The sequence below is a fragment of the Haematomicrobium sanguinis DSM 21259 genome (assembly GCF_000688395.1).
In the GTDB taxonomy this organism is placed as follows: domain Bacteria; phylum Actinomycetota; class Actinomycetes; order Actinomycetales; family Micrococcaceae; genus Haematomicrobium; species Haematomicrobium sanguinis.
Genome location: NZ_JIAG01000012.1, coordinates 49,810 through 75,505, shown reverse-complemented (window position 1 = coordinate 75,505; position 25,696 = coordinate 49,810). Strand labels below are relative to the sequence as shown.

General features: G+C 62.3%; 22 protein-coding genes. 5 read left to right on the top strand and 17 right to left on the bottom strand.

Translation table 11 applies throughout. The features are described from left to right. Positions 1 to 49 precede the first annotated feature (49 nt). Both O148_RS16260 and O148_RS0111250 read right to left on the bottom strand, forming a co-directional pair. Positions 50 to 2,110, bottom strand: a complete 2,061-nt coding sequence (locus O148_RS16260) for an acyltransferase family protein (protein ID WP_051620129.1) — start codon at positions 2,108 to 2,110, stop codon at positions 50 to 52. Position 2,111: 1 nt separating this feature from the next. Continuing rightward, the gene (locus tag O148_RS0111250; protein ID WP_026530995.1) at positions 2,112 to 4,178 is read right to left on the bottom strand and encodes an acyltransferase family protein; all 2,067 of its coding nucleotides are present in this window, start codon (positions 4,176 to 4,178) and stop codon (positions 2,112 to 2,114) included. 155 nt (positions 4,179 to 4,333) lie between these two features. On the opposite strand from O148_RS0111250, the gene O148_RS0111245 reads away from it, so the two are divergent. Together O148_RS0111245 and O148_RS0111240 are read left to right on the top strand one after the other, a co-directional pair. Then, on the top strand, positions 4,334 to 4,702 hold the full coding sequence (locus O148_RS0111245) for a PadR family transcriptional regulator (protein WP_026530994.1): 369 nt from the start codon (positions 4,334 to 4,336) through the stop codon (positions 4,700 to 4,702). Beyond that, a complete protein-coding gene (locus O148_RS0111240) occupies positions 4,699 to 5,853 on the top strand; it encodes a hypothetical protein (protein WP_026530993.1) in 1,155 nt (384 codons plus the stop codon). Before O148_RS0111245 ends, O148_RS0111240 begins: the two co-directional genes overlap by 4 nt. A gap of 176 nt (positions 5,854 to 6,029) precedes the next feature. On the opposite strand, the gene groL is transcribed toward O148_RS0111240, so the two are convergent. Then, the gene (gene groL, locus O148_RS0111235; RefSeq protein ID WP_026530992.1) at positions 6,030 to 7,628 is read right to left on the bottom strand and encodes a chaperonin GroEL; all 1,599 of its coding nucleotides are present in this window, start codon (positions 7,626 to 7,628) and stop codon (positions 6,030 to 6,032) included. Between the two features lie 3 nt (positions 7,629 to 7,631). Beyond that, positions 7,632 to 7,928 (bottom strand): co-chaperone GroES, encoded by a 297-nt coding sequence (groES, locus tag O148_RS0111230; RefSeq protein WP_026530991.1) that lies wholly within the window; start codon positions 7,926 to 7,928, stop codon positions 7,632 to 7,634. Between the two features lie 182 nt (positions 7,929 to 8,110). Here groES and O148_RS0111225 point away from each other — a divergent pair, with 182 nt between their 5' ends. Continuing rightward, positions 8,111 to 9,334: a class I SAM-dependent methyltransferase gene (locus tag O148_RS0111225; RefSeq protein ID WP_026530990.1), complete on the top strand. Its 1,224-nt coding sequence runs from the start codon at positions 8,111 to 8,113 to the stop codon at positions 9,332 to 9,334. On the opposite strand, the gene O148_RS16255 is transcribed toward O148_RS0111225, so the two are convergent. Continuing rightward, positions 9,331 to 10,608: an alpha-L-fucosidase gene (locus O148_RS16255; protein WP_035745904.1), complete on the bottom strand. Its 1,278-nt coding sequence runs from the start codon at positions 10,606 to 10,608 to the stop codon at positions 9,331 to 9,333. The genes O148_RS0111225 and O148_RS16255 overlap by 4 nt on opposite strands. Before the next feature lie 215 nt (positions 10,609 to 10,823). On the opposite strand from O148_RS16255, the gene O148_RS0111215 reads away from it, so the two are divergent. Then, entirely contained in the window at positions 10,824 to 11,666 is an 843-nt protein-coding gene (locus tag O148_RS0111215; RefSeq protein ID WP_026530989.1) for a type IV toxin-antitoxin system AbiEi family antitoxin domain-containing protein, read from the top strand. 71 nt (positions 11,667 to 11,737) lie between these two features. Here O148_RS0111215 and O148_RS0111210 read toward each other — a convergent pair whose 3' ends face one another. Both O148_RS0111210 and O148_RS0111205 read right to left on the bottom strand, forming a co-directional pair. Continuing rightward, entirely contained in the window at positions 11,738 to 12,556 is an 819-nt protein-coding gene (locus O148_RS0111210) for a shikimate 5-dehydrogenase (RefSeq protein WP_240470857.1), read from the bottom strand. Positions 12,557 to 12,570: 14 nt separating this feature from the next. Beyond that, on the bottom strand, positions 12,571 to 14,121 hold the full coding sequence (locus tag O148_RS0111205) for a glycoside hydrolase family 3 protein (protein ID WP_240470856.1): 1,551 nt from the start codon (positions 14,119 to 14,121) through the stop codon (positions 12,571 to 12,573). A 235-nt stretch (positions 14,122 to 14,356) separates the two neighbouring features. Between O148_RS0111205 and O148_RS0111200 the strand changes: the two genes are divergently transcribed. Further along, entirely contained in the window at positions 14,357 to 15,502 is a 1,146-nt protein-coding gene (locus tag O148_RS0111200) for a glutamate--cysteine ligase (RefSeq protein ID WP_026530986.1), read from the top strand. A gap of 54 nt (positions 15,503 to 15,556) precedes the next feature. Here O148_RS0111200 and O148_RS0111195 read toward each other — a convergent pair whose 3' ends face one another. The 10 genes from O148_RS0111195 to O148_RS16235 form a co-directional block, all read right to left on the bottom strand. Then, positions 15,557 to 15,883, bottom strand: a complete 327-nt coding sequence (locus O148_RS0111195) for a hypothetical protein (protein WP_026530985.1) — start codon at positions 15,881 to 15,883, stop codon at positions 15,557 to 15,559. Continuing rightward, a complete protein-coding gene (locus tag O148_RS0111190) occupies positions 15,876 to 16,472 on the bottom strand; it encodes a hypothetical protein (protein ID WP_026530984.1) in 597 nt (198 codons plus the stop codon). Before O148_RS0111190 ends, O148_RS0111195 begins: the two co-directional genes overlap by 8 nt. Then, positions 16,469 to 17,017, bottom strand: coding sequence for an RNA polymerase sigma factor (locus tag O148_RS0111185; RefSeq protein WP_026530983.1), 549 nt, complete (start codon positions 17,015 to 17,017; stop codon positions 16,469 to 16,471). The genes O148_RS0111190 and O148_RS0111185 overlap by 4 nt, the downstream gene beginning before the upstream one ends. Positions 17,018 to 17,159: 142 nt before the next feature. Continuing rightward, positions 17,160 to 17,375, bottom strand: coding sequence for a CsbD family protein (locus O148_RS0111180; protein WP_026530982.1), 216 nt, complete (start codon positions 17,373 to 17,375; stop codon positions 17,160 to 17,162). Between the two features lie 46 nt (positions 17,376 to 17,421). Beyond that, a complete protein-coding gene (locus O148_RS16250; protein WP_051620128.1) occupies positions 17,422 to 17,952 on the bottom strand; it encodes an Asp23/Gls24 family envelope stress response protein in 531 nt (176 codons plus the stop codon). Positions 17,953 to 18,303: 351 nt separating this feature from the next. Beyond that, positions 18,304 to 19,926, bottom strand: coding sequence for a tRNA (adenosine(37)-N6)-threonylcarbamoyltransferase complex transferase subunit TsaD (tsaD, locus tag O148_RS16245; RefSeq protein WP_084157274.1), 1,623 nt, complete (start codon positions 19,924 to 19,926; stop codon positions 18,304 to 18,306). Between the two features lie 44 nt (positions 19,927 to 19,970). Beyond that, complete coding sequence (tsaB, locus tag O148_RS0111165) at positions 19,971 to 20,633, bottom strand: tRNA (adenosine(37)-N6)-threonylcarbamoyltransferase complex dimerization subunit type 1 TsaB (RefSeq protein WP_026530981.1); 663 nt, start codon at positions 20,631 to 20,633, stop codon at positions 19,971 to 19,973. 3 nt (positions 20,634 to 20,636) lie between these two features. Then, on the bottom strand, positions 20,637 to 22,367 hold the full coding sequence (gene alr, locus O148_RS16240) for an alanine racemase (RefSeq protein ID WP_240470855.1): 1,731 nt from the start codon (positions 22,365 to 22,367) through the stop codon (positions 20,637 to 20,639). Between the two features lie 28 nt (positions 22,368 to 22,395). Next, positions 22,396 to 24,963: an MMPL family transporter gene (locus tag O148_RS0111155; RefSeq protein ID WP_026530980.1), complete on the bottom strand. Its 2,568-nt coding sequence runs from the start codon at positions 24,961 to 24,963 to the stop codon at positions 22,396 to 22,398. A gap of 2 nt (positions 24,964 to 24,965) precedes the next feature. Beyond that, on the bottom strand, positions 24,966 to 25,589 hold the full coding sequence (locus O148_RS16235) for a TetR/AcrR family transcriptional regulator (RefSeq protein WP_051620127.1): 624 nt from the start codon (positions 25,587 to 25,589) through the stop codon (positions 24,966 to 24,968). Positions 25,590 to 25,696: the final 107 nt, after the last annotated feature.

Below are 25,696 nucleotides of genomic sequence, written 5' to 3'. Positions count from 1 at the left end.
TACAGTTTAGAACCCTTTATGGCGTGCCCGTATTCCGGTGAGACGCGGCTCACAGCAGGTCCAGGTCCGCAAATCTGCGCGCTAGTTGATCGGCCATCGACGCCGAATAATCCTTGGTCACGTGGTTGTCATCCAGGTACACCATCATGTTGCCGATCACCGGCTGGCACAGCCCATTGGGACACAGCAGGTCCGTCATGTCCAAGAAACTGACTAGGCCCGGATAGTACCCGGCATCCAGCGCGGCCTGGTATGGCGGTTCGGGCGCGAGAACTTGGTTGACCGGGAGTGCGCAATCCTGGGTTGGATTGGTGGAAGTCAATGCACACTCGGCGATATTGAAGTCATAACGAGGGTTATCGCGAAGTCCCAAGACCGGGATGCCGCTATCGGCAAGCTCAATAACCGCCTCATCCCAGCCGCTAACCATACGCTCGTCCGGACTGGAGGGCGCGGCCTCTGTCGCCACGGTAACCACGAGGTCCGGGCTCAGATTCTTGGCGTATTCGCTCGCCTTCTGGTTGAAGTCTGCGCATTGTTGGCTATTGCGTGCGTCGGGCTCGCTGAAAGGGCAGGCGCCTAGAAGCAAGGCCACCTGGTTTGCCTGGTTTTGCTCGGCGACGGTCTGGAACGCGGGCATCCACTGTTCGGCGTGCGAGTCGCCAATAAAGAGAATGACCGGGGCATCGGGACCATAGGGCGCGGTCTGGGCGCATCGCTCTTGCAGCAGCGGGTCGCTGGGCGCAAACTCGCCCGTGCACGAGCCCTCTAGCGACGCGAATTGATTGGGCAGCTCCTCGGCGGCGGGCTTGATGAGGGCGTTGGGATTGATGTCGCCAATCCAGTTTTCGCTGAGCACGCGCGCGCCGGGATTGTCGCCGACTCCTTGAGCCTGCACCTGGGATATGCGCTGGTTAATGCTGATTTGACCATAAATTGCCGGTCCGGCAACCAGCGCCACACAGGCCCCGGCCACCCCGAGTGAACGCCAGGTACTGGCATCGATGCCCTTGGCAGAGCGAATCGGCCGTTCAATGAGGTAGGTGGTGGCCAAGGCCAAAATCAGCGAGACCACGATGATCCCCAGGCCGGTGAGAAAGTTCACCCTCTCCAGGTCAAAGTAGGTCAGGTAGATGACCAGGATGGGCCAGTGCCACAAGTACAAGCTGTATGAGCTGCGGCCAAGGTACGCCCAGACCTTGGAACTCAAAATGTAGTCGACACCGGCGGTGCTTTGCGTCTGCCCGGCCAGGATCACAAACGCCGCGGCGGCAAGCGGCCAGAGCGCCACATACCCGGGAAACTGCGTGCCGACGTCCAACACAATTCCGCACAATACGATTGCCATCATGCCGACCCAACCCATGACAATCCTCAAGCGCCGCGGCAGGTTCAGGTAGGGCATCAGCAGCGCTATGAGCGAACCGAGGGCAAATTCCCACAAGCGGGTACGCGTATCAAAATAGGCGAATTGCTGGTTGGTGTAGGTTTCAAAAATCGAAAATATCAGCGAGGCGGCAAATATCAGCCCAAAAATCGTGAACGCAAGCGGTTTATAGAGTTGCCGCCGTTTGCGGGCAATCAGGAAAAGCAAGCCAAAGATGATGGGCCACAGAATGAACACCTGGCCCTGAACCGAGAGCGACCAAAAATGCTGCAACGGGCTCGCTTGCGAGTGATCCTGCGCGTAGTAGTCCACCGAATTGATCGCGAGGGTCCAGTTCTCAAAATAGAACAGCGAGGACCAGGTCTGATCGACAATGTCCTGCCACCGCGAGGCCGGCACAAAAAAGTAGGTACCGATCAACGTTGCCAGCAACACGATCACGGCCGCGGGCAGCAACCGCTTAAACGTGTGCACATAGCGGCGCAAGAGGTTGAATGACCTGCCGGAGTCAAACATCCGCCCAAATTGCAAGGTCATCAGGAAAGTGGAAATCAGCAGGAAGATATCCACGCCGCCGGAAATCCGGCCCAACCAAATGTGGTAAATCACCACCAGGAAGACCGCGACCGCGCGCAGGCCCTCGATTTCCGGACGATAATTTGCGATGGCGGGGACAGGGACCTGGCCTGTTGCCGGCCGGGTCGAGGTGAGTGAGGTTGCCATACTAGCCCTGCGGGGTCACTTTCCAGTCAGTTGCCCCCAGCACTGCTTGCTCTAGTTGCGGAGCCAAGGACTCCATGTAGGTTTTCGTCACGTGGTTTTCATCCATGTACACCATCACGTTACCAATGGCTCCTCGGCATACTCCGCCCGGGCAGAACAACTCGGACAAGTCCGCCGTGGCAACCTCCGGCGACTCTTTGGCCAGCGCGTCAAGCGGGTCTTCGGGTGCGTAGAGGTCTGCGGCATCCGCCTGGCATCGCTCGGCTGTCGCTCCCCATTTGGAGATGCATTCGGCCATGTTGAAAGTGAATCTCGGATTGTCTCGCAGTGCCAGCACGTCGATTCCGGAGTCAGTGAACGGCTTGAGGCTCGTGGCCAGCTCCGGGATGAGCACTTCGCCGGTACCGCCGGGCTCGGTCAGCGTTCCGAGAACCACAATGAGATCCGGCTTGATAGTCAGAGCCGCTTCACGCGCCCCGTCGATAAAGTCATTGCATTCTTGCCCGAATTCATCCGCGTATCCGCCATAGCGGCAACCGAACTTGATCAGCCCCGCGACCGACCAATTGTTCTTCTGCGCGAGCGGCACAAAAGCCCCATACCACTGCTGCATGTGCGAATTGCCGATGACCAGAATGTTCTTATCCGCGGTGGACGGGTCCCCCACCTGCAGGCAGTCCGGAATGCGCGGGTCCAGGCCCGGCGCAAATGCCCCTTGGCATTCGCGGTCCCCGGCCGCCCACTCTCCGTTGACAGAGGACGCGAGCGGCTTGACCACAGCCCCGGGATCCCCTTGGTATTGAAAATCCGGACGCAAGGTGGCCGCACCCGGATTGTCCTCGACGGTCTGCGTTTGCGCCTTGGTTTCTTGCGCCATCACTTGGGTTTGCCATCCGGTCAGCGGTGCGGCAACCAGCAGCACCAGGGCCCCGGCCACGAGCAGGGTGCGCCGCACCTTGTGCGAGGGCCACTTCCAGGTGCGCAGCGGCGTCTCAAGTACGCGGGTCGTCACTTGCGCCAGCACCAGCGACACCGCAATGATCACACCTCCGGCCACCAGGGACACGGATTCGGTTTCGGTCAGCGCCATCCAGAAAATGAGGAGCGGCCAATGCCAGAGGTAAAGCGCGTAGGAACTTCCGCCGAGCCCCACGAGCGGCTTGGCGCTGAGCACACGGTCAGCACCCCATCTGCTCTCGGTCTGGCCGGCGGCAAGGATGAGAGCCGCAGCAATGAGCGGCAGCAGCGCCACATAACCGGGGAACTGGTTCTCCACGGTCAGCACCAACCCGGTACCGAACATGATCACGAGCCCGGCCCACCCGGCAACAACGCGCAACACCCGCGGCAGCGTCAGATACGGCAGCAGCAACGCGAGCAGCGAGCCGAAGGCGAATTCCCAGAGCCGGGCGCGGGTATCGAAATACGCGTATGGCTGGTTTGCCGCGGTGGTCACCACAGAGTAGATGAACGACGACGTGAATACCGTTCCGAACGCCAGTACCATGACCGTGCGGTACTTGATGCGCAAAATTTTGGTCGCCAATGCGCCCAAGGCAAAGAGCAGGGGCCACAGTAAAAACACTTGGCCCTGTATCGACAGCGACCAGAAATGCTGCAGCGGGCTCGCGGTATCGAAACTTGCGGCCTGGTAATCAATGGCTTGGTTGGCCAGCTCCCAGTTTTGCCGGTAGAACAGGCTCGCCCAGGTCTGCGAGAAAATTTCCGGCCAACGCACCGAGGGGAGGATGAAGTAGGAGCCGATCAGCACCGCAACGAGAACCACGCTCGCCGCGGGAAGCAGCCGCCGCAACACATTGGCCCAATATTTGAGCAACTCAAGCGGGCGCTCCGACTCGACCTTGCGCACAAACGAGGCCGTCATCAAGAACGCTGAAATGAGCAGGAAGATATCCACGCCACCGGATACTCGGCCCAGCCATACGTGGTAGACCACAACCAATAAAACCGCTAATGCACGCAAGCCCTGAATTTCTGGACGGTACGCCGTTTTCGCTGTGGTTATCTTCTTACCGCGAGGTGCAGTTGCAACTGGCGTGGAGGACACGCTGAACCTTTCGATAAACAGACCCATTAAGTTTACCGGCTCGTCACCCAATCCCCCACTTGGCGATTCTGGCACTCAACACGCCGTAGCCCACACTAGACACTAGTACGTATTACGGAGTAGCTTGTTTTTAAGGCATTGAAGAAGGGTCGGCCATGGACACAACGCAATTACTGAAGGGCGTTTTAGACGTCGCGGTGCTCGCGGTCCTCGATCAAGAGGACGGGTACGGCTATGACGTGGTGCGCCGCTTACGCGCTGCGGGCCTCGAGCAAGTTGGCGACGCGTCGGTGTACGGAACGCTTCGGCGCCTGTACGCGGCAGGGTCGCTGACAACCTATGTGGTCCCTTCCGATGACGGTCCGCACCGCAAATACTACGGAGTCAATGAACAGGGCAGGCGTTCGCTCAAGGAGCAGCGCGACTCCTGGCGCGAGTTTTCCGCGACCATGAACAAGCTTCTTTCCGAAACGGCCACACCGAATCCCACCACGGCCAAGCAACCCAGGGCAGGTAAATCATGAGCAGCACGGCACCGGGAACAACCAATACTCAGCCGGACGGAGTCGAGGAGTTCGCGCGTGCGGTCCGTACACACCTCGGCGACCTTAAACCCGAGCAAATCGAAGAGCTCACCGAGGACCTGGAAGACAATCTGGGCGAAATGCTCGCAGACTCCGGTGCACTGCCCTCATCGGCGAGCGCCTATGCCGCGGAATTGCGGGAGTCCGCGGGGCTCGGCGCGAAGGAAGACACTCGAATTCGGTTCAAGGATCGGGTAGCTCCCATTGTCGCCAAGATCGAGGAATCGGCCGCGTTCCGAGCCGCCACGCCGGTGCTGAAGCGACTCGCGCCGCTGTGGTGGATTCTGCGCGGGTACGGGATCTACCTCCTTGCCGTCTGTCTCTTTGCGTGGGTCGATTTCAACATGCTTCCTTTGCCCCAGCGCGGGATGCACTGGGCGTTGCTGCTTGCTTTCCTTGCCGTAAGTCTTGCGTGGGGGCTCTGGCAAGATGCCCGTGCTAGGAACGACCTCCGACGTAGACGGTGGGAGCGTGCCGTTGGGGTTGTGAGCGCGGCGGGTGCCGTTCTGGGACTCGTGCTGCTCATTCCGGCGAGTCTCATTGCTGCTACCTATGGACCCGACGGCACTCAATACGGCGGCGCAAACTCTTCAACCGACCTATCCAATCCGGAACTCCTCAACAACGGCGTGCCGCTCACGAACGTCTTCGCCTATGACGTCGAGGGAAAGCCCATCCCCCAGGTGCAACTCTTTGACCAGAACGGTAACCCGCTCAATCTTGGTGCCGCGCGTCCACCGGAGCAGAATTACTACGGGCCCATTGTCGGCGAATCGGGCATCCCCATCAATGGTGCGCCAGACCTACTTTCCAACGGTCAAACGGCGTACAACGTGTTCCCGCAACGCATCGTGCCAGACGGCGTTTCACCCGCGAACATCAACGGTGTTTTTGGTTACGCCAAGGACCAACTACGGACGCCCTCGTTCCCACAACCGCAGGTTTACGGTCTGGATCCTTCGGGCGTCTCGCCCGAAGGAAGCGTGGCCCACGAGGTTCCGCCGCAACCCTCGGAGTACCCGGCGAGCCCGGCCCCGCACACCGCGACCGAAACTCCAGCCGAGCCCACGCCCACACCGACAACCCCATAGACCTGGTGTGCGCGGCGTGGAACGGGCGCCGCGCACACCGCTTAAGCCAAGAACCCCACGCCATGACGGGCGCGGGGTTCTTGGTTTAAAACTTCCGTGAGCGCTAACCCGGGTTAACACTCACCGTGGAACTTCCGTGAGCGTAAACGCGAGTTCACGCTCACGGAAGTTCGCGACTACTTCTCGTCGTCGTCCTCTTCCGGCTTTTCGGTGACCACCGCTTCAGTGGTGAGCACCAAACCGGCAATCGAGGCGGCGTTGCGCAGTGCGGAACGCGTCACCTTGACCGGATCGATGACACCGGCGGCGACTAGGTCCTCGTACTCGCCGGTGCGGGCGTTGAAGCCCTGCCCGTCTTCGAGTTCAACAACCTTGTTCACCACAACGGAGCCTTCGTTTCCGGCGTTGGTGGCGATCCAGTACAGCGGCTGAGTCAGGGCCTTGCGGACCAAGGACACGGCGGTCTTGGCGTCGCCTTCCAGCGCGGTGACGTCCGCGTCGGTATCCAGCGCCTTGGAAGCCTGCACCAGCGCGGAACCGCCGCCGGGGACAATGCCCTCTTCCAGCGCGGCACGCGTGGAGGACACGGCGTCCTCAATGCGGTGCTTCTTTTCCTTGACCTCAACCTCGGTGGCAGCGCCCACCTTGATAACACCTACGCCACCGGCGAGCTTCGCAAGGCGCTCTTGGAGCTTCTCGCGATCCCAGTCGGAGTCGGTGTTCTCAATTTCGGCACGGATCTGGGCAACGCGACCTTCAACGTCGGCGGCTTCCCCGGCACCGTCCACAATCGTGGTGGTGTCCTTGGTGACCGTGACGCGACGTGCAGAGCCGAGCACCTCGAGACCAACCTGATCCAGCTTCAAACCGAGGTCAGCGGAGACAACCTGCGCACCGGTCAGGGTGGCAATATCCTGCAGCATGGCCTTGCGGCGATCGCCGAAACCGGGAGCCTTGACGGCAACCACATTCAGCAGTCCGCGGATCTTGTTCACTACCAGGGTGGAGAGCGCTTCGCCATCCACGTCCTCGGCAATGATCAAGAACGGCTTGGACTCCGCGGCGACCTTTTCCAGCAGCGGCAACAGCTCGGCCACGGTGGAGATCTTCCCGGAGTTCACCAAAATGTAGGCGTCCTCAAGAATTGCTTCCTGACGCTCCGGATCGGTCACAAAGTACGGGCTCAAGTAACCCTTGTCGAACTGCATGCCTTCGGTGACATCCAGCTCGGTTTGCGTGGTGGAGGACTCTTCGATGGTGATCACACCATCCTTGCCGACCTTCTCAAACGCCTTGGCAATGAGCTCGCCAATTTCCTGATCCTGCGCGGAAATGGCGGCAACGTTGGCGACCTGCTGGCCCTCAACCTCACGGGCATTGTCCAACAGGCGCTTGGACACGGCTTCAACAGCGGTGTCGATGCCCTTCTTCAGCGCACCCGGAGCGGCCCCTGCGGCAACGTTGCGCAGCCCCTCCTTCACGAGCGCCTGCGCCAACACGGTTGCCGTGGTGGTGCCGTCGCCGGCAACATCATTGGTCTTGGTGGCAACTTCCTTGGCCAACTGCGCGCCAAGGTTCTCATACGGGTCTTCCAGCTCAACCTCGCGGGCAATCGTCACACCATCGTTGGTGATGGTGGGCGCGCCCCACTTCTTGTCCAAAACAACGTTGCGTCCCTTGGGGCCCAACGTCACCTTGACGGTATCGGCGAGCTTATCCACGCCAGCTTCCAGCTTGCGACGAGCTGCCTCGTCAAATTCCAGTTGCTTAGCCATGAGCTACTTTTCGATGATGGCAAGAACGTCGCGAGCGGAAAGTACCAAGTACTCCTCGCCGCCGGTCTTGATTTCGGTTCCGCCGTACTTGGAGTAGATGACAACGTCACCTTCAGCCACATCGACGGGGACGCGGTTGCCGTTGTCGTCTACGCGACCGGGGCCCACCGCAACAACTTCGCCCTCCTGGGGCTTTTCCTTGGCCGTGTCCGGAATAACCAAACCAGACGCGGTGGTCTGCTCGGCTTCCAACGGGCGAACAACAATACGATCCTCAAGAGGCTTGATCGAGATCGACACTCTTCGCTCTCCTTATATAAGAGTTATTGGTTTTCGCGCCCTGGATGCCGCCGTCGCGGTGCCGACATTCGAGGGCAAGTTTTTAGCACGCCCACTCTGAGAGTGCTAATTCGACTCTAGGCGCGCTTTAGCACTCGCGCAACCCGAGTGCTAATAGCGAAATGCTGTCCTAGGCTGGACCCATGTCCGCCGAACAGATCGATCCGCTCTTGACCCCACAGGGGTGGGAATTGCTCGCGCAGATGCCGCCGTACCTGGAGTCGGAGGCGCTCAGCGTGGCAAGCAGCCTCCGCAAGGACGGGCACTCCCCCGAACTCGTCTCCGCGCTGCTGTCCCAGTCCAAGTTGCGCATGCGCGCCCGCGCCAAGTTCGGCCCCTTTGCCGACCAGCTGCTCTTCACTCCCGACGGCCTGGAACAAGCCACCCGCCTGCTCGTGGCCGGACTCCACGCTCAGCGCTTTAGCGACGCCGGCATCCAGAACATCATCGATTTAGGCTCCGGGATCGGCGCCGATTCGCTCGCGTTCGCGTCCGCAGGAATGGACGTCACGGCGGTTGACGCGGATGAGATCACCGCCGCGGTTGCCACCATGAATCTGACGCCCTTCCCGAATGCGCGCGTGATCCACGCGCTTGCCGAGGACACGGATTGGCAGAAGTACGACGGCGTGTGGCTGGATCCCGCTCGGCGCAACAGTAATACTTCGGGAACCACGCGGATTTTTGATCCTCAGGCGTTCTCGCCGCCATTGAGTTTTGTGGAGCAGGTCGCGGACTCGGCTCACGCTACCGGCGTAAAAATGGGACCGGGAGTTCCGCGCGACTCGGTCCCCGAGTCCGCCGAGGTGCAGTGGTTGAGCGTGGATGGTTCGGTGGTGGAGGCGACCCTGTGGTGGGGCGCGGTGTCCCGGAGGCACGCCGCGGATCCGGTGCGCCGCTCTGCTCTGGTGATTGCCCAGGGCGCCCGCGCCGAACTGGCCTCCAGCACGGATTTCGGGAGCACCGAGCCGGAGATCGGCGAACTCGGTGAGTATATTTATGAGCCGGACGGCGCCGTCATTCGCGCCGAACTCATTGCCGACGCGGCCGAGAAAGTTGGCGGCTGGACGTTGGATGAGCACATTGCCTACTTCAGCGCGGACTCTTACACAGATACGCCGTTTGCCCGCGGATTCAAGGTCGTGGACGTGATGCCGTATAACGTCAAGAAGCTGAAATCCTGGGTCAAGGCCAATAACATCGGCGTTCTGGAGATCAAGAAACGCGGCATTGACGTGACACCGGAAGAACTACGCAAGATCCTCCTTGCCGGTACGCCAAAAACCGCGCGGAACCAGGCGACCCTGATTCTCACGCGGTTGAAGGCTGGAAGGTTCGCACTCGTCGTCGAACCTCAGAAAAACTAAGGCGCGCCAACCGCCTCCGGTGCGTCCGTGGTCGCCTCAAGGCCGGCTGGCACCTCGGGGACCGTGCGTCCGGTGCGGAACCCGCGCGCGTAGCGGGGTGCGGCGCCTTCGCCCTCGATGTCCACGCGCAGTGTGCTCACAGTGCGCGGGGCGAAGTTGTGCACGCGCTGGTTGCCGATCGTGAAGCCTTCGGCGATCACGTCCTCGCCGTCCAGGACGCGGTGGCCTGTGACGCGCTGGCCGTCGGTGAGGATTTCGGAGAGCTCCAGTTGGTCGATCTCCGTCGGTTCGGCGAAGGTGATGGCCCAGCTGCCGTCCTCGTTGGAGGTGACTGACGCTTCGATGGGGTGGGAGAAACGGGCCTCGAGCTCCTCGCGGAACCCGGCGAGCACCTGGAGGTCGTCCTCGCCGACGAGCCCGCGGCTATTTGGTGGGATGTTGAGTAGCAGGTTCGCGCCGAGGCCAATTGAGCGGTAGTAGATCGCGGTCAAGTGATCGACGGTTTTGGGTTCATCGCTCTCGGCCCAGAACCAGCCGCGGCGTATGGAGACGTCGCACTCCGGCGGGAGGTAGTAGGCGTCCTGGAGATCGACCGAGTCCGTGGTGTACTGCTCGAGTTTGGTTTGTGCGACCACGTATTCGCACGGATCTGCGGCGAGACCGTCCTCATTGCCGACCCAGCGGATGGTCGGGCGGCCCATGTTGAACACGACGGCATTGGGCTGGAGTTCGTCGATGATTCCGGCGATGCGTTCCCAGTCGTATTCGCGGCCTTGACTGCCGGCGCCGTCAAACCAGAGTTCGCTCAACTCGCCGTAATTGCTGCACAGTTCGGTGAGTTGGGCGGCATAGAAATCGTCATAGGCGTCCTTGTCCGGGTACTGCGGGGCGTTGCGGTCCCACGGCGAGAGGTAGAGCCCGAACTTGAGGCCGTGCTTCCGAACCGCGTTGCCGAGGTCGCGGACAATGTCGCCCTGGCCGTCTTGAAACGGCGAGGACGCGAGCGAGTACTTGGTGGTGGCGGTGGGCCAGAGGCAAAAGCCGTCATGATGTTTGGCGGTCAGGACGACGTATTTGGCGCCCAGATCTGCCGCCGTTTTCGCCCACTGGTCCGGATCGAAGTCGACCGGGTTGAAGGACTCGGCGGGGAGAGTGCCGTCGCTCCACTCGGCGGCATGGAAGGTGTTGATGCCGAAATGGAAGAAGATCCCGAACTGGTCGTCTTGCCATTCGAGTTGTTGTTGGCTGGGGACGGGGATGGGCTTGCTGGGCACGCTAGAACCTCGCGAAAGATCGGATGTTTGTTTCGTGTCCACTCTTCCGAATGTGTGGGCGCGTGTCAATGCGCGGATTGCGTGGCACTTTCGGTGCCGTTGCTGCCACGTAATCGATTATGTGGCAGCACACGCCGGGAAACTGCCACATAAAGTTATCCACAGATTGCACCGAGCCGCTGTCGCGCGCGCTCCCGGTCCGAAATACTCAACGAATGCACCCCGATCTGCAACGGCTCTTGAACGAACGGTTTGGTGCGGCGCGCCTGGTGGAGATTGCCCGTGCGGGAATCCCCCAGCGGACGGTGAACGAACTCATGGCCAGCGGTGAACTGGTCAAGCTGCAGCGCGGCGTGGTGCAGCGCCCCGCCATCGCCGCGCACTGGGCGCAGTTACGCGCCCAAGGAATTGATGTCACGTGTGTGACCGCCGCCAGGTCCTTGAAGCTGTGGGTTCTTGACCCGCATCGCGACGAATTTCACGTGAGTTACCGGCGCATGCCCCTACGCGATGCTGTGCTCCAGGCGCGTGATCGGCCCCGGCTCATTTCGCACCGCCGCCGCACCGACAACCGAACCCTCGATGTCATCCTGCACGCCATGCATTGTCTGAGCGAAGTCGAGGCGCTCGTCATTGCCGAGTCCGCGGTCGTCCTGAAGCAAGTCAGCTTGGCGGAGGTTCGCGCGGCGAGCGCACACTTCGTGGCCGAACGCGCCATCGTGGACATGCTTCAGCCGGGGAGCATGTCGCTCCTGGAGACTGTGGGCCGCTACCACTTGGTCAAGGCGGGACACATTATTCAAATCCAGCGGTACTTTGAGCGTTGGGGCCATATCGACGGGCTCGTTGACGGGGTGCTCGGCATTGAGTTTGACGGGCGCGAGTCCCATGACACACCCCAGGGGTACCAAGAGGATCGGCGTCGCAACAACATGTCCGTGCTCCACGGGGTTCCCACGCTACGGGTCACCTATGATCAGGTGGTTCACCGCCCGCAAGAGTTCATCGCACTAGTCGAGGCGGCACTGAAACGCATCCACGGTGGAAAGTTTCCGTGACACTTTCCGGGCCACTGCTGCCACATAATCGATTATGTGGCAGCACTCCCCGCAAAACTGCCACAGAAAAATCACTGCGCGCGGGAAAACGCCGCGGCCTCCGCCACCAGCTCCCGAGCGGGCCGCACCCCGGTGTAGAGCACAAACTGCTCTTCGGCCTGTATTGCCGCCACCTGGTCCCCGGTGATGACCGTCTTGCCAAGCTCGCGCGCCCGCCGAATCAGCGGCGTCCGCGCCGGCATCGCGACCACATCAAACACCACGGCGGCCCCCGCAATGAGCGAGTCGTCAAACGCCACCACGTCCGCCGCATCCCCAGCCATACCGAGCGGCGTGACGTTTATCAGCACGTCATACGTGGCACCTTCCGGCACGCTCGTCACATGCTCAAACCCGTACTTCTCCGCCAGCGCCGCACCCCGGCCCGCGTTGCGCGCGAGCACCGTCACCGCGTCAAAGCCGTTGTTCCGCAGCGCCGCCACCACGGCCTTCGCCATCCCGCCGGCCCCCTGTACAAGCACCCGCGACGACGCCGGCACCGCGTTCTCGCGCAGCAACCGCTCCACGGCGACATAGTCCGTGTTGTATGCACGCAACACACCATCGGTGTTGACCACCGTGTTGACCGAATCGATGGCGAGCGCCGAGGCATCCATCTCATCCACCAGCGCAATGACATCTTCTTTGTACGGCATCGACACCGCGCAGCCGCGAATCCCGAGCCCGCGCACCCCGGCGATCGCCTGCCCCAGGTCCGTCGGCGCAAACGCCTTATAGACATAATTCAAGCCCAGCGCATCGTACAAATAATTGTGAAACCGCGTGCCGTTGTTGCTCGGCCGTGCGGACAACGAGATGCACAGCGTCATGTCTTTGTTCAAAATGGGCATTCCCCCATTATGAACTACCGGCAGCTTGCCCCCAGAGCATAAGGTTCGACGGCGACCGGCAGCTTCCCGGATGCCGCGAGACTTCCAGCGAGGTACTTGGCCAACGCGGTATACGCGCCCGGGTCGCGACCAAAGAGAGCGATCTTGGTGTCCGCCTGCCATGTGGCAAGCGCCCAGGGGGCATCCACCGTCACGGCAATATCCGCAGGAGGCGTCGACCCGTCGGCGCTCAGTGCCACAACGGGCCCGGCGCCAGTGGCAATCCCGGCATCGGCGAGCGCCCGGCTCACCCGTTCTTGGTCGGCCGGTGACCCGCCAACAACCCGTACGCTTGACACGGGTTCCGCTTGACACGGGCCCTCCACCACTGTGAGCGCCTTTTCCGAGACCTCGGCCGCGACGGCCTGATTGTCCGGTGAACCGACCGTCGAGAGGTCCGGGGTCGGCGCGTTCGTGTCCTGGTACCACTTCATGAGGGTGATGACACGAGTTGCCGCCTCATCCAACCGCGACATCCGGACAGTGCCGTCGCCAAGTGCCGCCATCAGCGCCGCCTGTGCTTGGTACACGTCGGTGGGCATGAGCAAAAGATCCGCCCCCGAGGCAAGTGCCTTGACCGCGGCCTGCCCGTCCGGGAACGCCTGGTCCACGGCCGCCATGTTGAGCGCGTCGGTAATCACCACTCCCTCAAAACCGAGGTCGCGCAGCGCCTGATAGCTCGGCGCCGACACACTGGACGCAACCCCATCCTCTAGAGCCGGGACCGCAATGTGCCCCATCATGACCACCGGAATCCCGGAGTCGATGGCGGCCCGGAACGGCTTCCAGTCGCGCGCTTGCAACTGTTCCACCGAGGCGTCCTGCACCGGCAGGCCCAGGTGCGAGTCGGTCGTGACCGAACCATGCCCCGGAAAGTGTTTTGCGTCCGGGATGATCCCGGATTCCCACAGTCCTTTCCACGCCGCGATCCCTTGCTCGGACACCATCTCGGGGTCGGAACCAAAAGAGCGGGAGCCGATCGTCGGATCCTCTGGGCCAATGGTGGTGTCGACGCTGGCGGCATGATCCATGGTGAACCCCATGGCCTTCAGTTCCGAGCCCAACGTGGAATACGCCTTCTGCGTGAGCTCCGTATCACCGGCGGCACCGTAGCTCATCGGAGCGGGCCACTCGGTCACCGGATCACGCAACCGGGCCACGATCCCGCCCTCTTGATCCACCGAAATAATGGCCGGCCAGTCCCAATCCGGGTTGATCTCGGTGCGGGCAGACACGGCCGCGTCGGCGAGCGCGCCCGTCACGCCCTTGACGGCAGCCACATCCGGGAGCCCGTTGGCGCCCACCGGCACGTTGTCCCCCATCACAATGCTCCCGGCCAGACCGAGCTCGCCAATGGCTTGAACCTCTGGAGCCGGGTCCTCACCGGAATAGAACGGCACCAGCACCTGGCCGATCTTCTGCTCGGTGCTCATTTCGGCGACGGCTTGCGCCGCCTCGTCGGCATTGCGCTGGCTGGGACCCCAACTGAGCGAAGCGGAGGTGGGCGTGGAAGTGCTAGAAGTCATGGTTTCACTCGAACTGGAAGGCGGAGCGGCGGGCGTGCATGCGCACAGCACCACCAGCAATATGGCGAGAAGGGCGCCGGTGAGGCGCGTGCGGGAGTCGGGGACACGTCGTCGTACATCTGTGGGAAATATTCGCTTCATCTACTGCCAGGTTACGCGGGCTGGTAACTCGAACCAACGCGGCCGGGCGCGTGCCACTAAGATTGGAAGGTAGCGCGAAACCCTGGGAGGACTATTGTCATTGCCGTTTGCCACGTCCGAACAGTCAACACTCGGAATCGAGTGGGAGTTGGCGCTCGTTGATCGCGAGTCCGGCGAGCTGGTCCCCGCCGCGCACCAGGTGTTGGCCGGCATCGAGGCGAAGTTCCCGGAAATCCATGAAGATCCAGCGCACCCGTGGGTCAAAAAGGAGCTTCTGCTCAACACCGTGGAGCTGGTGACCGGGGTGTGTCACACCGTCTCGGAGGCGACCGGACAACTGACCGAGGCGATGAACGCGGTGCGCGAGGTTATCGATCCGATGGGCCTGGACGTGTTTTCCGCGGGCTCGCACCCCTTTGACGTGCCGGCGACGCAGTTGGTGACAAACGCCGAGCGCTACCAAAAGCTCATTGACCGCACGCAGTGGTGGGGCCGGCAGATGCTCATTTGGGGCGTGCACGTGCACGTGGGTCTGGATGATGTGAACAAGGCGATGCCGGTGCTCAACGGGCTGCTCAACTATTTCCCGCACTTTCAGGCGATTTCCGCGTCCAGCCCGTTCTGGGAGGGCGAGGACACCGGGTACGCCTCGCAACGCGCGCTCATGTTCCAGCAGTTGCCGACCGCCGGGCTGCCGTTCCAGTTCCGCACCTGGGAAGAGTATGAGGCGTACGTGCGGGACATGATGACGACCGGCGTGATCGATGATGTGAGCGAGATTCGCTGGGATATCCGTCCGGCCGCGAACCTCGGGACGATCGAGATGCGGGTCTGCGACGGGGTGTCCACCGCGCGCGAGATCGGGGCGATTGCCGCGCTGACACAGTGCTTGGTGCAGGATTTTTCGGATCGGCTCGAGGCCGGAGAGACGCTGCCGACCATGCCGCAGTGGCATGTTCAGGAGAATAAGTGGCGGGCCGCACGCTACGGTTTGGATGCGATCATCATTACCGATGCGGCGGGCAACGAGGAGCTGGTCACCGAGCACCTGGCGCGCGAGGTGGAGCGGCTGGCGCCGGTCGCTTCCCGGCTTGGTTGCGCCCAGGAGTTGCAGGATATCGCGTGGATGATGGAATTTGGCGCCGGGTATCAGCGCCAGCACGAGGTGGCCGCGGCCGCCGGGGGCGATCTGCGCGCGGTGGTGCGCTACCTGGTGGATCAGATGCGGGGCGGCGTATAAACGGGCCCGCGGCCCCGGGTTCTAGCGCGCCGGGGCCCTGAGCGCCGGGTGGGCCTAGTCGCCTTGAATGCGCACCACGGTGACGCTGATTTCGGCGTCCGGATGGTGCTTGGCCAGGAGCGCGGCCACGTTCTTAGCGACGTCCGGGGCGCTCGCGTCTGCCGTCACCGAAATGCGGGCGGTCGCCTTGCTGTCGGTGACCTCCACGAACCCGGCCTTGCGGGTGGTTTCCGGGTCTTCGCCGCCCAGGACCTTCCACAGCCGCTCCGCTTCGGCACGGATGGCGCCGTGCGGCGGGTACACCTCGGCCACACCGGCGAGCGCGGCGACGGCTTGGGTGAGTTTGTCTGAGGCGGCGGATCCGCTTGGGGACTTACTCATCGGCGTCCTCCGCCGCGTGCAACACAATGACATCGGTAATCGTCACGTCAATGGCGCCCACGCGAAGTTGCGAGTGGCGTGCCAGCGCCTCGCGGATACGGGTGCGGGCGCGGTCGGCGGCCGCGCTGGCCGAGAGGGCGGGCGCCTTGGGCGCGCCCTGCGGGGTAGTTTCCACAAGTACGACGGCGGTCAATGACACGCCCACGCTGGCACCGCTTTGCGACACATCGCCAAGGAATTCCACGTGCTCAATCAGGAGCGAATCGTGGCCGTCCACGGTGGCGCGGACGAGGTCGAGGAGTGCGCCTTCGGTTTGCCAGAGTTCAATGTCCGCCGTGCTGGCTGCGGGCCCGGCGCTTTTGGCTGTGCCCTTGGCTGTGCCCTTGGCTGTGCCCTTGGCGGCGCTCTTCGCCGCGCTCTTTGCGGCGGGCGCGGCAGGGGCTACGAGCGGAATCATTCTCCCGCTTTGCGCCTCAAGGGCGATGTTTTGCAAAAAGCCGCGCAACCAATTGCGGTCGCTTTCGCTGTGTGCTTTGAAATCGTACTCGGTCAAGAGTTGACCGAGTGCGCTTGACTGGTTTTCGCTCATGTCCAGTCCCTCAATTCATGGTCCAGGAACGCTCGCGCCCGGGCAATTTGTCCACGGACGGTCGAGGGCGGAACGCCCAGTTGTTTGGCGATGTCGACATAGGACTGCTCCCCGATTTCGCGCAACACCCAGCAACGTCTGCCCAGGGGTGGAAGCTTGTCGAGCGCCAGCGCGAGCGCTTCCATGCGAGAGCTGGCGATGGCAACGTCCTCGGGTGAGGAGCTTTCCGTTCCGGGTTCGCCGACTTCTTCCAGGTCAACGTAGTCTTTGCGTGACCGGATTGCGTCAATGCTCTTTGACGAGACAATGCGCATGAGCCAACTCTTGGCTTTTGCTGGCTCTCGTAGCTTGTCCATGGTCTGCCATGCCGTGATCAGCGTTTCTTGTACCGCGTCCTCGGCTTCGGGAAGCGAGCCGATGATGCGGTAGGCGTAGGAGCGCATGAGTAGCGCGTAACGAGTGACTAACGCTTCGAAGGCCGCAAGATCGCCCTCCCGGCTACGGATGACCAGTAGCGCATCGGGCGCTTGTGAAAGGTAACTCACTGATCACGCCCCTTTGCTACTCGCTCGCTCCGAAAAAGTATGTCACGAACTCCCAAAAGGTCCCTGAGAGGGTCGATGCCCGGCTCACCGCTCAATGGGGGGACGGGCGAACCGGGCATCGGCTTAGGGGTTGTGGTGTGGGTTACTTCTTATCCTTGTTGAAAACGTCCTTGATCTTGTCGCCGGCATCCTTGGCGAAGTCCTTGACGTTCTCTACAGCGTCCTTGAGGCCGGCTTGAGCCTGATCGCCCTTGCCCTCTGCTTCAAGATCTTTGTTGTCAGTGGCCTTTCCGGCGCCTTCCTTAGCCTTGCCGGTGAGGTCCTGAAACTTGTTCTCTGCTTTATCTCCGATACCCATTTTTCATGTCCTCCTTGGTTGGTCACTGGCCCTTGTGGGTCAGCTGTTACTGAACGCGTCCGCTGTTGTCCTCGCGGCGAGCGCTCTCCTGTCCGGAATTCTCATCCGAACGGGAATCCTCTTTGTCTTTGTCATCCGACGGGATGTGGATGTCGGTGATCGAGATGTTGACCTCCACGACTTCCAAGCCCACCAAATCCTCGACGGCCTTGTACACGGCGGCGCGCACATCGTCAGCGACCTGCTTGAGCGGTTGCGGGTACTCGACCACGATCGTCAAATCTGCGGCAACCTGTTTTTCGCCAACTTCGACGGACACGCCCTGAGTCAGGTCGGTGTTGCCGACGGCATCGCGGATGGCGCCGATCGCCCGAGCCGCTCCGCCACCGAGCGCGTACACGCCCGATACATCCCGCGCTGCGATGCCGATCACCTTGGCAACAACGTTGCCCTCGATGATGGTCTTGCCCGCGTCGCCCGAATCATTCGGTACGGCCACGCCGTTCTTTACCGTCTTGTCCGGGGAGTTCTTGGTCGCGCTGGAGTTCTGCTTGTTCTCTGGGGTAGTAGTGCTCATTGTTTACGTCCCTTTCGCGAGATGTACTTGCTGACATAGATAAGACGTGCGCCGGTGCGCAATCGTCACGCTCAGTTTATGTGATCTACCTCACACCTCGACTATGTAGCAGTTAATGCCCATGTTGAGCGGTGTCATGGGCATTAACTGCTACACAGTCGAGGGAGGGTGCTTGCTGAAGCACGACGGCGGTGCGTTGCCTTCTTAAGGCGACGCACCGCCGTCGTTCCTCACCAAGGCGCACCCGCGCTCACTGCCTCTGCCCCCGTCCCCCTTCGCCGAGGCGGCAGGTGGGGTCAGCTGGCCCTGGAAAGTGCACACTGGAAGTCGACTGTGCAGAAAATGCACGCTTTAACGGCGTGTCGCGTGCGTGTTCTGCACAGTCGATTGGGGGGTGGTGGTGATTTCGGTGACTGGCTGGGAGGGGTCGGATTCGAAATTGAGTCCGCTCGGGGCAACGCCGGCCGACATCACTTGCGCGCCGAGGGTTGCGATCATCGCGCCGTTGTCTGTGCAGAGCGCGATGGGCGGGGTGATGAGCTCAATGCCGGCCTCGGCGCAGCGCTCGGCCAACAGCGAGCGGATGCGCGAATTCGCGGCCACTCCCCCACCCAGGAGCAGCGCATCGATGCCGTTTTCTTGGGCGGCGAGAATCGTCTTGCAGGTGAGCACATCCGCAACTGCCTCCTGGAAACTTGCCGCGATATCGGCGGCCGGGACCGGCAGGCCGCGCGCCTCAAACTGTTCCACGGCCCGTAGCGCCGCGGTCTTGAGCCCGCTGAAGGAGAAGTCGTAGCGGTGCTTACCCGGGTTCTCGGCGCTACCCATAAATTTCGGCAGGGACAGGGCTCGCGGGAAGGTGAATGCTTTCGGGTCCCCGTCTCTGGCGAGTTTGTCGATCGCCGGCCCACCCGGGTAGTCCAGGCCGAGGATGCGGGCCACCTTGTCATATGCTTCGCCGGCCGCATCGTCTATGGTCGACCCCAACAGCTCGACATCCTCGGTCAACGAATTAACCTTCAGGATCTCGGTGTGGCCGCCGGAAACCAAGAGTGCGCCAAGGTGGGGCGGCAATGTCTCGACGCCGGCATCCAGCAAGCCCACGGCGATGTGACCGACCAGGTGGTTGAGTCCATAGAGCGGCTTCCCGGTGGCCAAGCCCAGCGCCTTGGCTCCGGCGACACCGACCATGAGCGCACCGGCCAACCCTGGACCGCTCGTGACGGCTATCGCATCGAGGTCCTCCAGCGCCACATCCGCCTGGTTCAACGCCTCGGCAATGGTCGGAGTCAGGGCGTCCAAGTGCGCGCGGGCCGCGATCTCCGGGATCACCCCGCCGTATGGTACGTGCAGTTCCATGGAGGACGCCACCACATTCGCGAGCAGCGCGGTGCCACGCACAATACCCACGCCCGTCTCATCGCACGAGGTTTCAATACCCAAAATCAGCGGTTCCCGGGGCAGCGCGGGGACAGCGGGCGTCGAATCGACGGCAGCGGGGCCGGTCGCGTCCCCTTGCGCGTTCGAAGCCGCTTGCTCTGCGCCGAGTTCCTTCCGCATGACCGCCGCGTCTGCGCCGTCGCCGTAATATCGCGGCCTTTCGCCGATCGTTTCAAAGCCAAAACGCTCGTAAAGCCGAGTAGCCCGCTCATTGTCCTTGCGCACCTCAAGCATGATCGCTTCGGCACCGCGGCGAATGCTTTCGGAAATCATCCGCTGCAACAGGCTGCTCCCGATGCCCTGACCCTCATAATCCGGGTGCACCGCGATGGTTTGAATATCGGCAATCGGGGACAGGTACATGAGCCCCGCATAGCCGATGACTCGCCCGGGTTCCGCCTCGGATTCGACCACCCAATACCAGCGGGTGTCCTCATGGGTGAGCTCGGAATGAAACAGTGCCAGCGGCCACGCATCATGGGGGAAGAGCTCGGTTTCCAGATCATGCACCACGTGGATATCGGCGAGTTGCATGCTCCGGAAGCGAACCGCGGAAGGCGACCTCACGCCGTCGTTCATCATGCTTTTCCCCCGAGTTTCCGGGCCGCGGGGATCTTCGCGTCCGAGTCGCGTAAGTACAACGGTTCAGTGCCGGGCAACGCGATGCCGGCCGCAAGCGCACCCTGGCCATAACGCCCCAGCGATGCGGCGCCGGGTTGGCGGTGTGCAAAGTCTGGGTCCACGTGGAAGGCGTCCGGATAGAGTCCGGCGCCAAACCCGAAGGCCCGGTAGTGCGCGTAGCTCGACGGCACCTCGGTGGGTGCGCTCACGTGTGGCCCGTCGAGCAGAGTGCCTTCGGCAGAAAACGCGCTCCAATACACCTCGCGGCGGCGCGCGTCGGTGACGATCAAGAATGGCGCGCTGTGACCGGATGCCATGACGTCCCAGGCAAGCGCATAGTGCGCCATCACCCCGTAGAGGGGCACACCCCACACTTCGGAAAGGACCCGCGCCTCGGCGATGCCCACTCGCAAACCCGTGAACGGCCCGGGTCCCACCGACACAAAAATGCCGTCGAGGCGTTCTGGACCCACCCCGGCCTCGGCCAAAACGGCGGCGACCTGTGGCACGCTCACTTCGGAGTGCGAACGGGTGTCCTGGGTGGAGGTTTCGGCCAGGACGATGCCGTTGGAAATGAGTGCGGCGCTTGCGGTAGCGGAGGTATCAATGGCCAGGTGCATGCGTTACTCCGCGCCCGTCAACTGCGGCGGTTTGCCGCGCCAGCGCTCACCGAAGGCACGGAAAGTGATGGTGCGTTGGTCCTCGTCTTCGGCGGAAAAGTCGGTTTGAACCTCGGCGTCGGCGGGATGGGTGTGACCGGGCGATGCCGTCTCGCGCCGCAGCGATACCTGAACAAAATTTGGCGTCAAATACTCCACGCGTTCCTTCCCCCACTCCACGACCGTGACGGAGGTATCCAAGGTTGATTCCAAATCGAGGCTATCGAGCGCATCCGGATCCTCGCCCAACCGGTAGGCGTCAACGTGGATGAGGTCGGGGCCGCCGCGAAGCGAGCGGTGCACCCGCTGGAGCACAAAGGTCGGCGAAATGATTCCGTCTTCCACGCCCAACCCCGCACCGAGCCCCTGGGTGAAGGTGGTCTTGCCGGCGCCGAGTTCCCCATCGAGGATGATGAGGTCGCCCGGCCGTAACGCTTGAGCAAACTGGGCGGCAACGGATTGTGTTTGCTCCAGGGAGTCCGTCGAGACCGTGATCTGCCACTGCGCCTCGCCCGGCGTCTGCGGCTCGGCAGAATTCACAAATTCGCGGGTGACCCGCGGACCGATCCTGGTGACGATTTCATAGTTGATGGTTCCCGCGGCCCGCGCCCATTCGTCGGCTAGCGGCTGCTCGCCGTCGGCGCCGAAGAGGATGGCCTCGCTGCCCACAAGGTCGCCCGGATTCTCGTAGGCGCGGCCCATATCCACCACCAGCTGGTCCATCGCGATGGTGCCGACCACCGCACGTTTGTGCCCGTCCACCAGTACGGGACCGCCGGACGCGGAACGCGGAATGCCGTCGGCATAACCGAGGGGAATCAGGACCAGTGTGGTTGCTTCCGGTGTGGTGTATCGCAGCCCATAAGACACGCCGTGCCCGGCGGGAACGTTTTTCGCGTTGGCAACAACGGTCGCCAGCGTCATCGCCGGGACGAGCCCCAAATCCGCCGGGCTCAAATGTTCAAAGGGCGAGAGCCCGTACATGCCAATACCCACGCGCACCAAATCAAAGTGCGTATCGGGGCGGGACAGCGCCGCCGGGGTGTTGGCCAGATGGCGCACTTCCACATCTAGCCCGGCATCCTCTGCCATCGCGATGGCTTCATGAAATTTCGCGAGCTGTTCATCGGTCTCGGTGCGGTGCGGCTCATCGGCCACAGCCAGGTGAGAAAAAATTCCGGTGACGCGGATCAAGCCGGATTCTTGTAGCTCCAGCGCCTGACCGAGCAAGGCATCCCAATTCTCAGCGGTGGCACCGTTCCGGCCAAGCCCGGTATCGATCTTGAGTTGGACCCGGGCCGGCTGCTCCAGCCGACGCGCCGCTTGCGCGATGTGCGCCAGCTCCCAGCCCGACGTGGCGACATCGATCCCGGATCGAATGGCAGCGTCAAAATCGGTTTCACTGGTGTGCAACCAGGTCAAAATCGGGACGCTCACCCCGGCACCGCGTAGCTCGACGGCTTCGCTGACGTGGGCGGTGCCCAGCCACGCCGCACCGCCTCGGATGGCGGCCTGCGCAACCGGAACCATGCCGTGCCCGTAACCGTTGGCTTTGACCACCGCCATCACCCGGCTGGGCGAGACCATGCTACGGATTCGCTCCACGTTGGCTTGAATGGCCCCGAGGTCGATGCGCGCCACCCGCTCGGGCAAGCCGGCGCGAGAGAGAACGGGTTCATCTAGTGGAGCACACACGCTCCTCATTCTCTCACTTTCGACCCGCTCACACGGTTTGGGCGTGGCGTCCGCGAGTACTGTTCGCCCCGGGCTTACTGAGCTTCGCGCCCTCCACATCCACATCGGGCAGAATGCGGTCGAGCCAGCGCGGGATCCACCACGCCCACTTGCCGAGCAAGGTCATGACAGCGGGGGTAAAGGTCATGCGGACAATGAACGCATCCACCAGCACACCGAACGCCAGCCCCAACCCGAGCGGCCGCACCATGGCCAGGTGCGCGAAAATGAAGCCGGCAAACACCGAGATCATGATGATCGCAGCCGCGGTGACCACCCGGGAACCGTGGTTGAAACCGTCAACGACCGATTGCCGCGCGCCGGCACCGTGCACAAAGGATTCACGCATCCCGGATACCAGGAACATTTGGTAGTCCATCGCCAGCCCGAAGAGCACACCGGTCAGAATGAGCGGCGCAAAACTCAGGATGGGCCCCGGGTTGTGCACGCCGAACAGGTCCGGCAGCCAGCCCCAGCTATAGACCGCAACCACCGCGCCAAACGTGGCACCGATGGTGAGAACAAAACCGATGGTCGCAACAATGGGCACCAGGATGGAGCGGAATACCAACAGCATCAACACCAAGGAAAGTCCGACGACGACACTCAAGTACACGGGCAGCGCTTCGGTGAGTTTCTCGGAGACATCGATTTGAATCACCGGCACGCCGGTGATCTTGACCGTGGTGTCGGTTTGGGCGCCTATCTCGCCGAGCGAGGTGCGCATGTCCTGCACGAGCTTCTCTGTCGCCTCATCCGAGGGACCGGTGGTCGGGATGATGCGCAAAGTGGCGGTGCTGTAGTCGGCGTTGAAACCACCGGGGGTAATGGCGGCAATGTCGTAGCGGTCCCTGACCTGGGTAGCGACCTGCGCCAACGTCTGAGTGCCGGTGGTTTCGTTGGAGCCCTGGGGCAGATCCACCACCATCAAGAGCGGCGCGTTGTAGCCGGCACCGAAGTTGTCCTCAATGCTCTTATAGGACTTGTACGCGGTGCTTTCGGCTGGTTCGAACCCGCCGTCGGGCAGGGCCAAGCGGAGCGAGGCGGCCGGGATGGCCGCGACGCCGAGAACCACGATCGTGGCGATGCCCACGAGCCAGGGATGCTTGGTCGTGACGTTCGCCCAACTGCGGCGCGGGGTGTGGACCACTTCGCCGTCTTCGCCTACCGGTTCGCTGCCAACCTTGGCCCACTGGCGCTTGGAGAGGATGCGTGTACCAATCAGGGACAAGAGCGCCGGTGTGAGCGTGATGGCCACCAGGACGGCCACCGCAACGGTTGCCGCACCGGAATAGCCGATGAGCGAAAGGAACGGGATCCCGGGCACCGCGAGCGCAATGAGCGCGATGATGACGGTGATTCCAGCAAACAGCACCGCGTTGCCGGAGGTGCCAATGGCGCGGGCTATGGACTCGCGCAGGTCCATGCCGCCCAGCAACTGGTTGCGGTGTCGGTTCACAATAAACAGCGAGTAGTCGATACCCACTGCGAGCCCCAACATGAGGCCGAGAACCGAGGTCATGGACCCCATTTCCACCCAGGCAGTGAGCACATAGGTTCCGCCTACCCCGACCGCGACGCCCACCAGCGCCATCAGCAGCGGGAGTCCGGCCGCGATTAAGGTGCCGAGCATGATGAGCAGGACCGCTACCGCGACCGCGACACCGATCGCCTCGGAGGGGCCAAAGAGCGAGATCTCTTGGACGATTTCTTGGCTGAGATTGACCTCGACCCCATTGCCCTGGGCCGTGTTCGCCGCTTCCTTGACCGCGTCGCGTTGTTCCGCAGTCAGATTTTGCAGCGCGTCGGTGAACACCACCTGGGCGTAGGCGACATCCCCCTCCGCGTTGACCGTGCGGTACCCTTCGGTGATGGTTTGCTGCGCTTCGCCCTGGCGAAGTTTTTCGGTGTTTTCGGCGATCTGGGTGTTTGCCTCATCGAGCTGCTTCTTCGCCTGGTCATACTGCGCTTGACCCTGCTGATATTGCTGCTCTCGCGGCGCCAGTTGGGCGGCGGCGGCATCGGCGGCGGCGCTCTGCCCGGCGTCGCGCAATTGCTGGATTTGCGTCTTGGCGGCATCGATCTGCTGTTTGGCCGCATCCAGGACTGGCTTTTGCTGATCTAGTTGCTGTTGGCCCTGCGCAACCTCGGCCTTGGCCTTATCGAGCTCTTGCTGGCCGCTGGCAATTTTTTCGGCGGCACCATCGAGTTGCTGCTGCACCTCAAACGGGTTGGCGACCGCTTGCACCGTGTCCTGACGGCCAATCTCTTCCAGCGCGCTGGTGATGGACTCGCGCTGCTCAGCAGTGAACGCCTTACCGTCACTAGTGGAGAAGGAGATGACGCCGAGCCCGCCGGTGGAGTCCGGGAACTTCTTCTCCAAATCATTCAAGACTTCTTGCCCGGGTGTGCCGGGGAGTTCAAAGTTGTCTTTGAACCCCTTGCCTAGGCTCAGCGCACTGGAGGCGACGGCAATAACAATGAGCGCCCACACCGCGATAAACCACCAGCGCTGGGCGGCCGCGGACTTGCCTAGTCGGTAAAGAAAAGTAGCCACGTCTAACTCCTCGAGGTGGGGGAAGTGAATCCAGAGCGGAGCGCCTGGATGGAGCGGATGAGGTTGGAACGGAAATCTTGCATATCTATGGGGTTGGAGCCGTCATACCGGGAGGCGGCGCAGTCCATGGCGGTCTTGCCGCAACTGAAAATCGCGGCGGCGGCGGTGGCCAAGAAAAGCTCGTCCACGTCGGCGGGGAAGCGGGAGCGCAGGCCCTCTTGGAGCCTGGATTGGGCCTCATGCCACATTTGCAGTTCGTAGCGCTCTAGGCTCGGCCGGTCTTGGGCGGTCACCATGAGCGTGCACACGGTGGTGAAGCTCTCATCGTCGATGTCTTCGGCGAGCGCCGAGAGCACGGCCTCGAGCAGATCTTCCTCTGCGGGCCGGGCAGACAAGCGGGAAATGGCGCTTTCCAGGAAATCCCGCACCGGCGCCATGATGGCCTCATCCACCGAGGAAAAGTAGTTAAAGAAGGTACGCCGGGAGATTTCGGCGCGTTCGGCCACCGCGTCGGCGGTCAAGTTTTCGTATCCGGACGCGCCTAGGTCGAAGGCGGCCTGCACAATGGCGGAGCGGGTACGTTCGCGGTTGAGTTCGCGGCGCCCGGTGACAGCTGATTCACTCACACTCCTACACTATGGGCAAGTTTGCACACTGTGCAAACTACCTGGTTGTGCGATCGCTCACATCCGCACGCAAACTCGCCCAATGCGCTCCGGCTCGCAAGCATCCC

What these genes read in the sequence shown, in the direction of transcription:
- O148_RS16260 (WP_051620129.1), bottom strand. Translation starts at nt 2,110, where the DNA reads ATGGCAACCTCACTCACCTCGACCCGGCCGGCAACAGGCCAGGTCCCT.
- O148_RS0111245 (WP_026530994.1), top strand. Translation starts at nt 4,334, where the DNA reads ATGGACACAACGCAATTACTGAAGGGCGTTTTAGACGTCGCGGTGCTC.
- O148_RS0111240 (WP_026530993.1), top strand. Translation starts at nt 4,699, where the DNA reads ATGAGCAGCACGGCACCGGGAACAACCAATACTCAGCCGGACGGAGTC.
- groL (WP_026530992.1), bottom strand. Translation starts at nt 7,628, where the DNA reads ATGGCTAAGCAACTGGAATTTGACGAGGCAGCTCGTCGCAAGCTGGAA.
- O148_RS0111225 (WP_026530990.1), top strand. Translation starts at nt 8,111, where the DNA reads ATGTCCGCCGAACAGATCGATCCGCTCTTGACCCCACAGGGGTGGGAA.
- O148_RS0111215 (WP_026530989.1), top strand. Translation starts at nt 10,824, where the DNA reads ATGCACCCCGATCTGCAACGGCTCTTGAACGAACGGTTTGGTGCGGCG.
- O148_RS0111210 (WP_240470857.1), bottom strand. Translation starts at nt 12,556, where the DNA reads ATGCCCATTTTGAACAAAGACATGACGCTGTGCATCTCGTTGTCCGCA.
- O148_RS0111205 (WP_240470856.1), bottom strand. Translation starts at nt 14,121, where the DNA reads ATGACTTCTAGCACTTCCACGCCCACCTCCGCTTCGCTCAGTTGGGGT.
- O148_RS0111195 (WP_026530985.1), bottom strand. Translation starts at nt 15,883, where the DNA reads ATGAGTAAGTCCCCAAGCGGATCCGCCGCCTCAGACAAACTCACCCAA.
- O148_RS0111190 (WP_026530984.1), bottom strand. Translation starts at nt 16,472, where the DNA reads ATGAGCGAAAACCAGTCAAGCGCACTCGGTCAACTCTTGACCGAGTAC.
- O148_RS0111180 (WP_026530982.1), bottom strand. Translation starts at nt 17,375, where the DNA reads ATGGGTATCGGAGATAAAGCAGAGAACAAGTTTCAGGACCTCACCGGC.
- O148_RS16250 (WP_051620128.1), bottom strand. Translation starts at nt 17,952, where the DNA reads ATGAGCACTACTACCCCAGAGAACAAGCAGAACTCCAGCGCGACCAAG.
- tsaD (WP_084157274.1), bottom strand. Translation starts at nt 19,926, where the DNA reads ATGCAACTCGCCGATATCCACGTGGTGCATGATCTGGAAACCGAGCTC.
- tsaB (WP_026530981.1), bottom strand. Translation starts at nt 20,633, where the DNA reads ATGCACCTGGCCATTGATACCTCCGCTACCGCAAGCGCCGCACTCATT.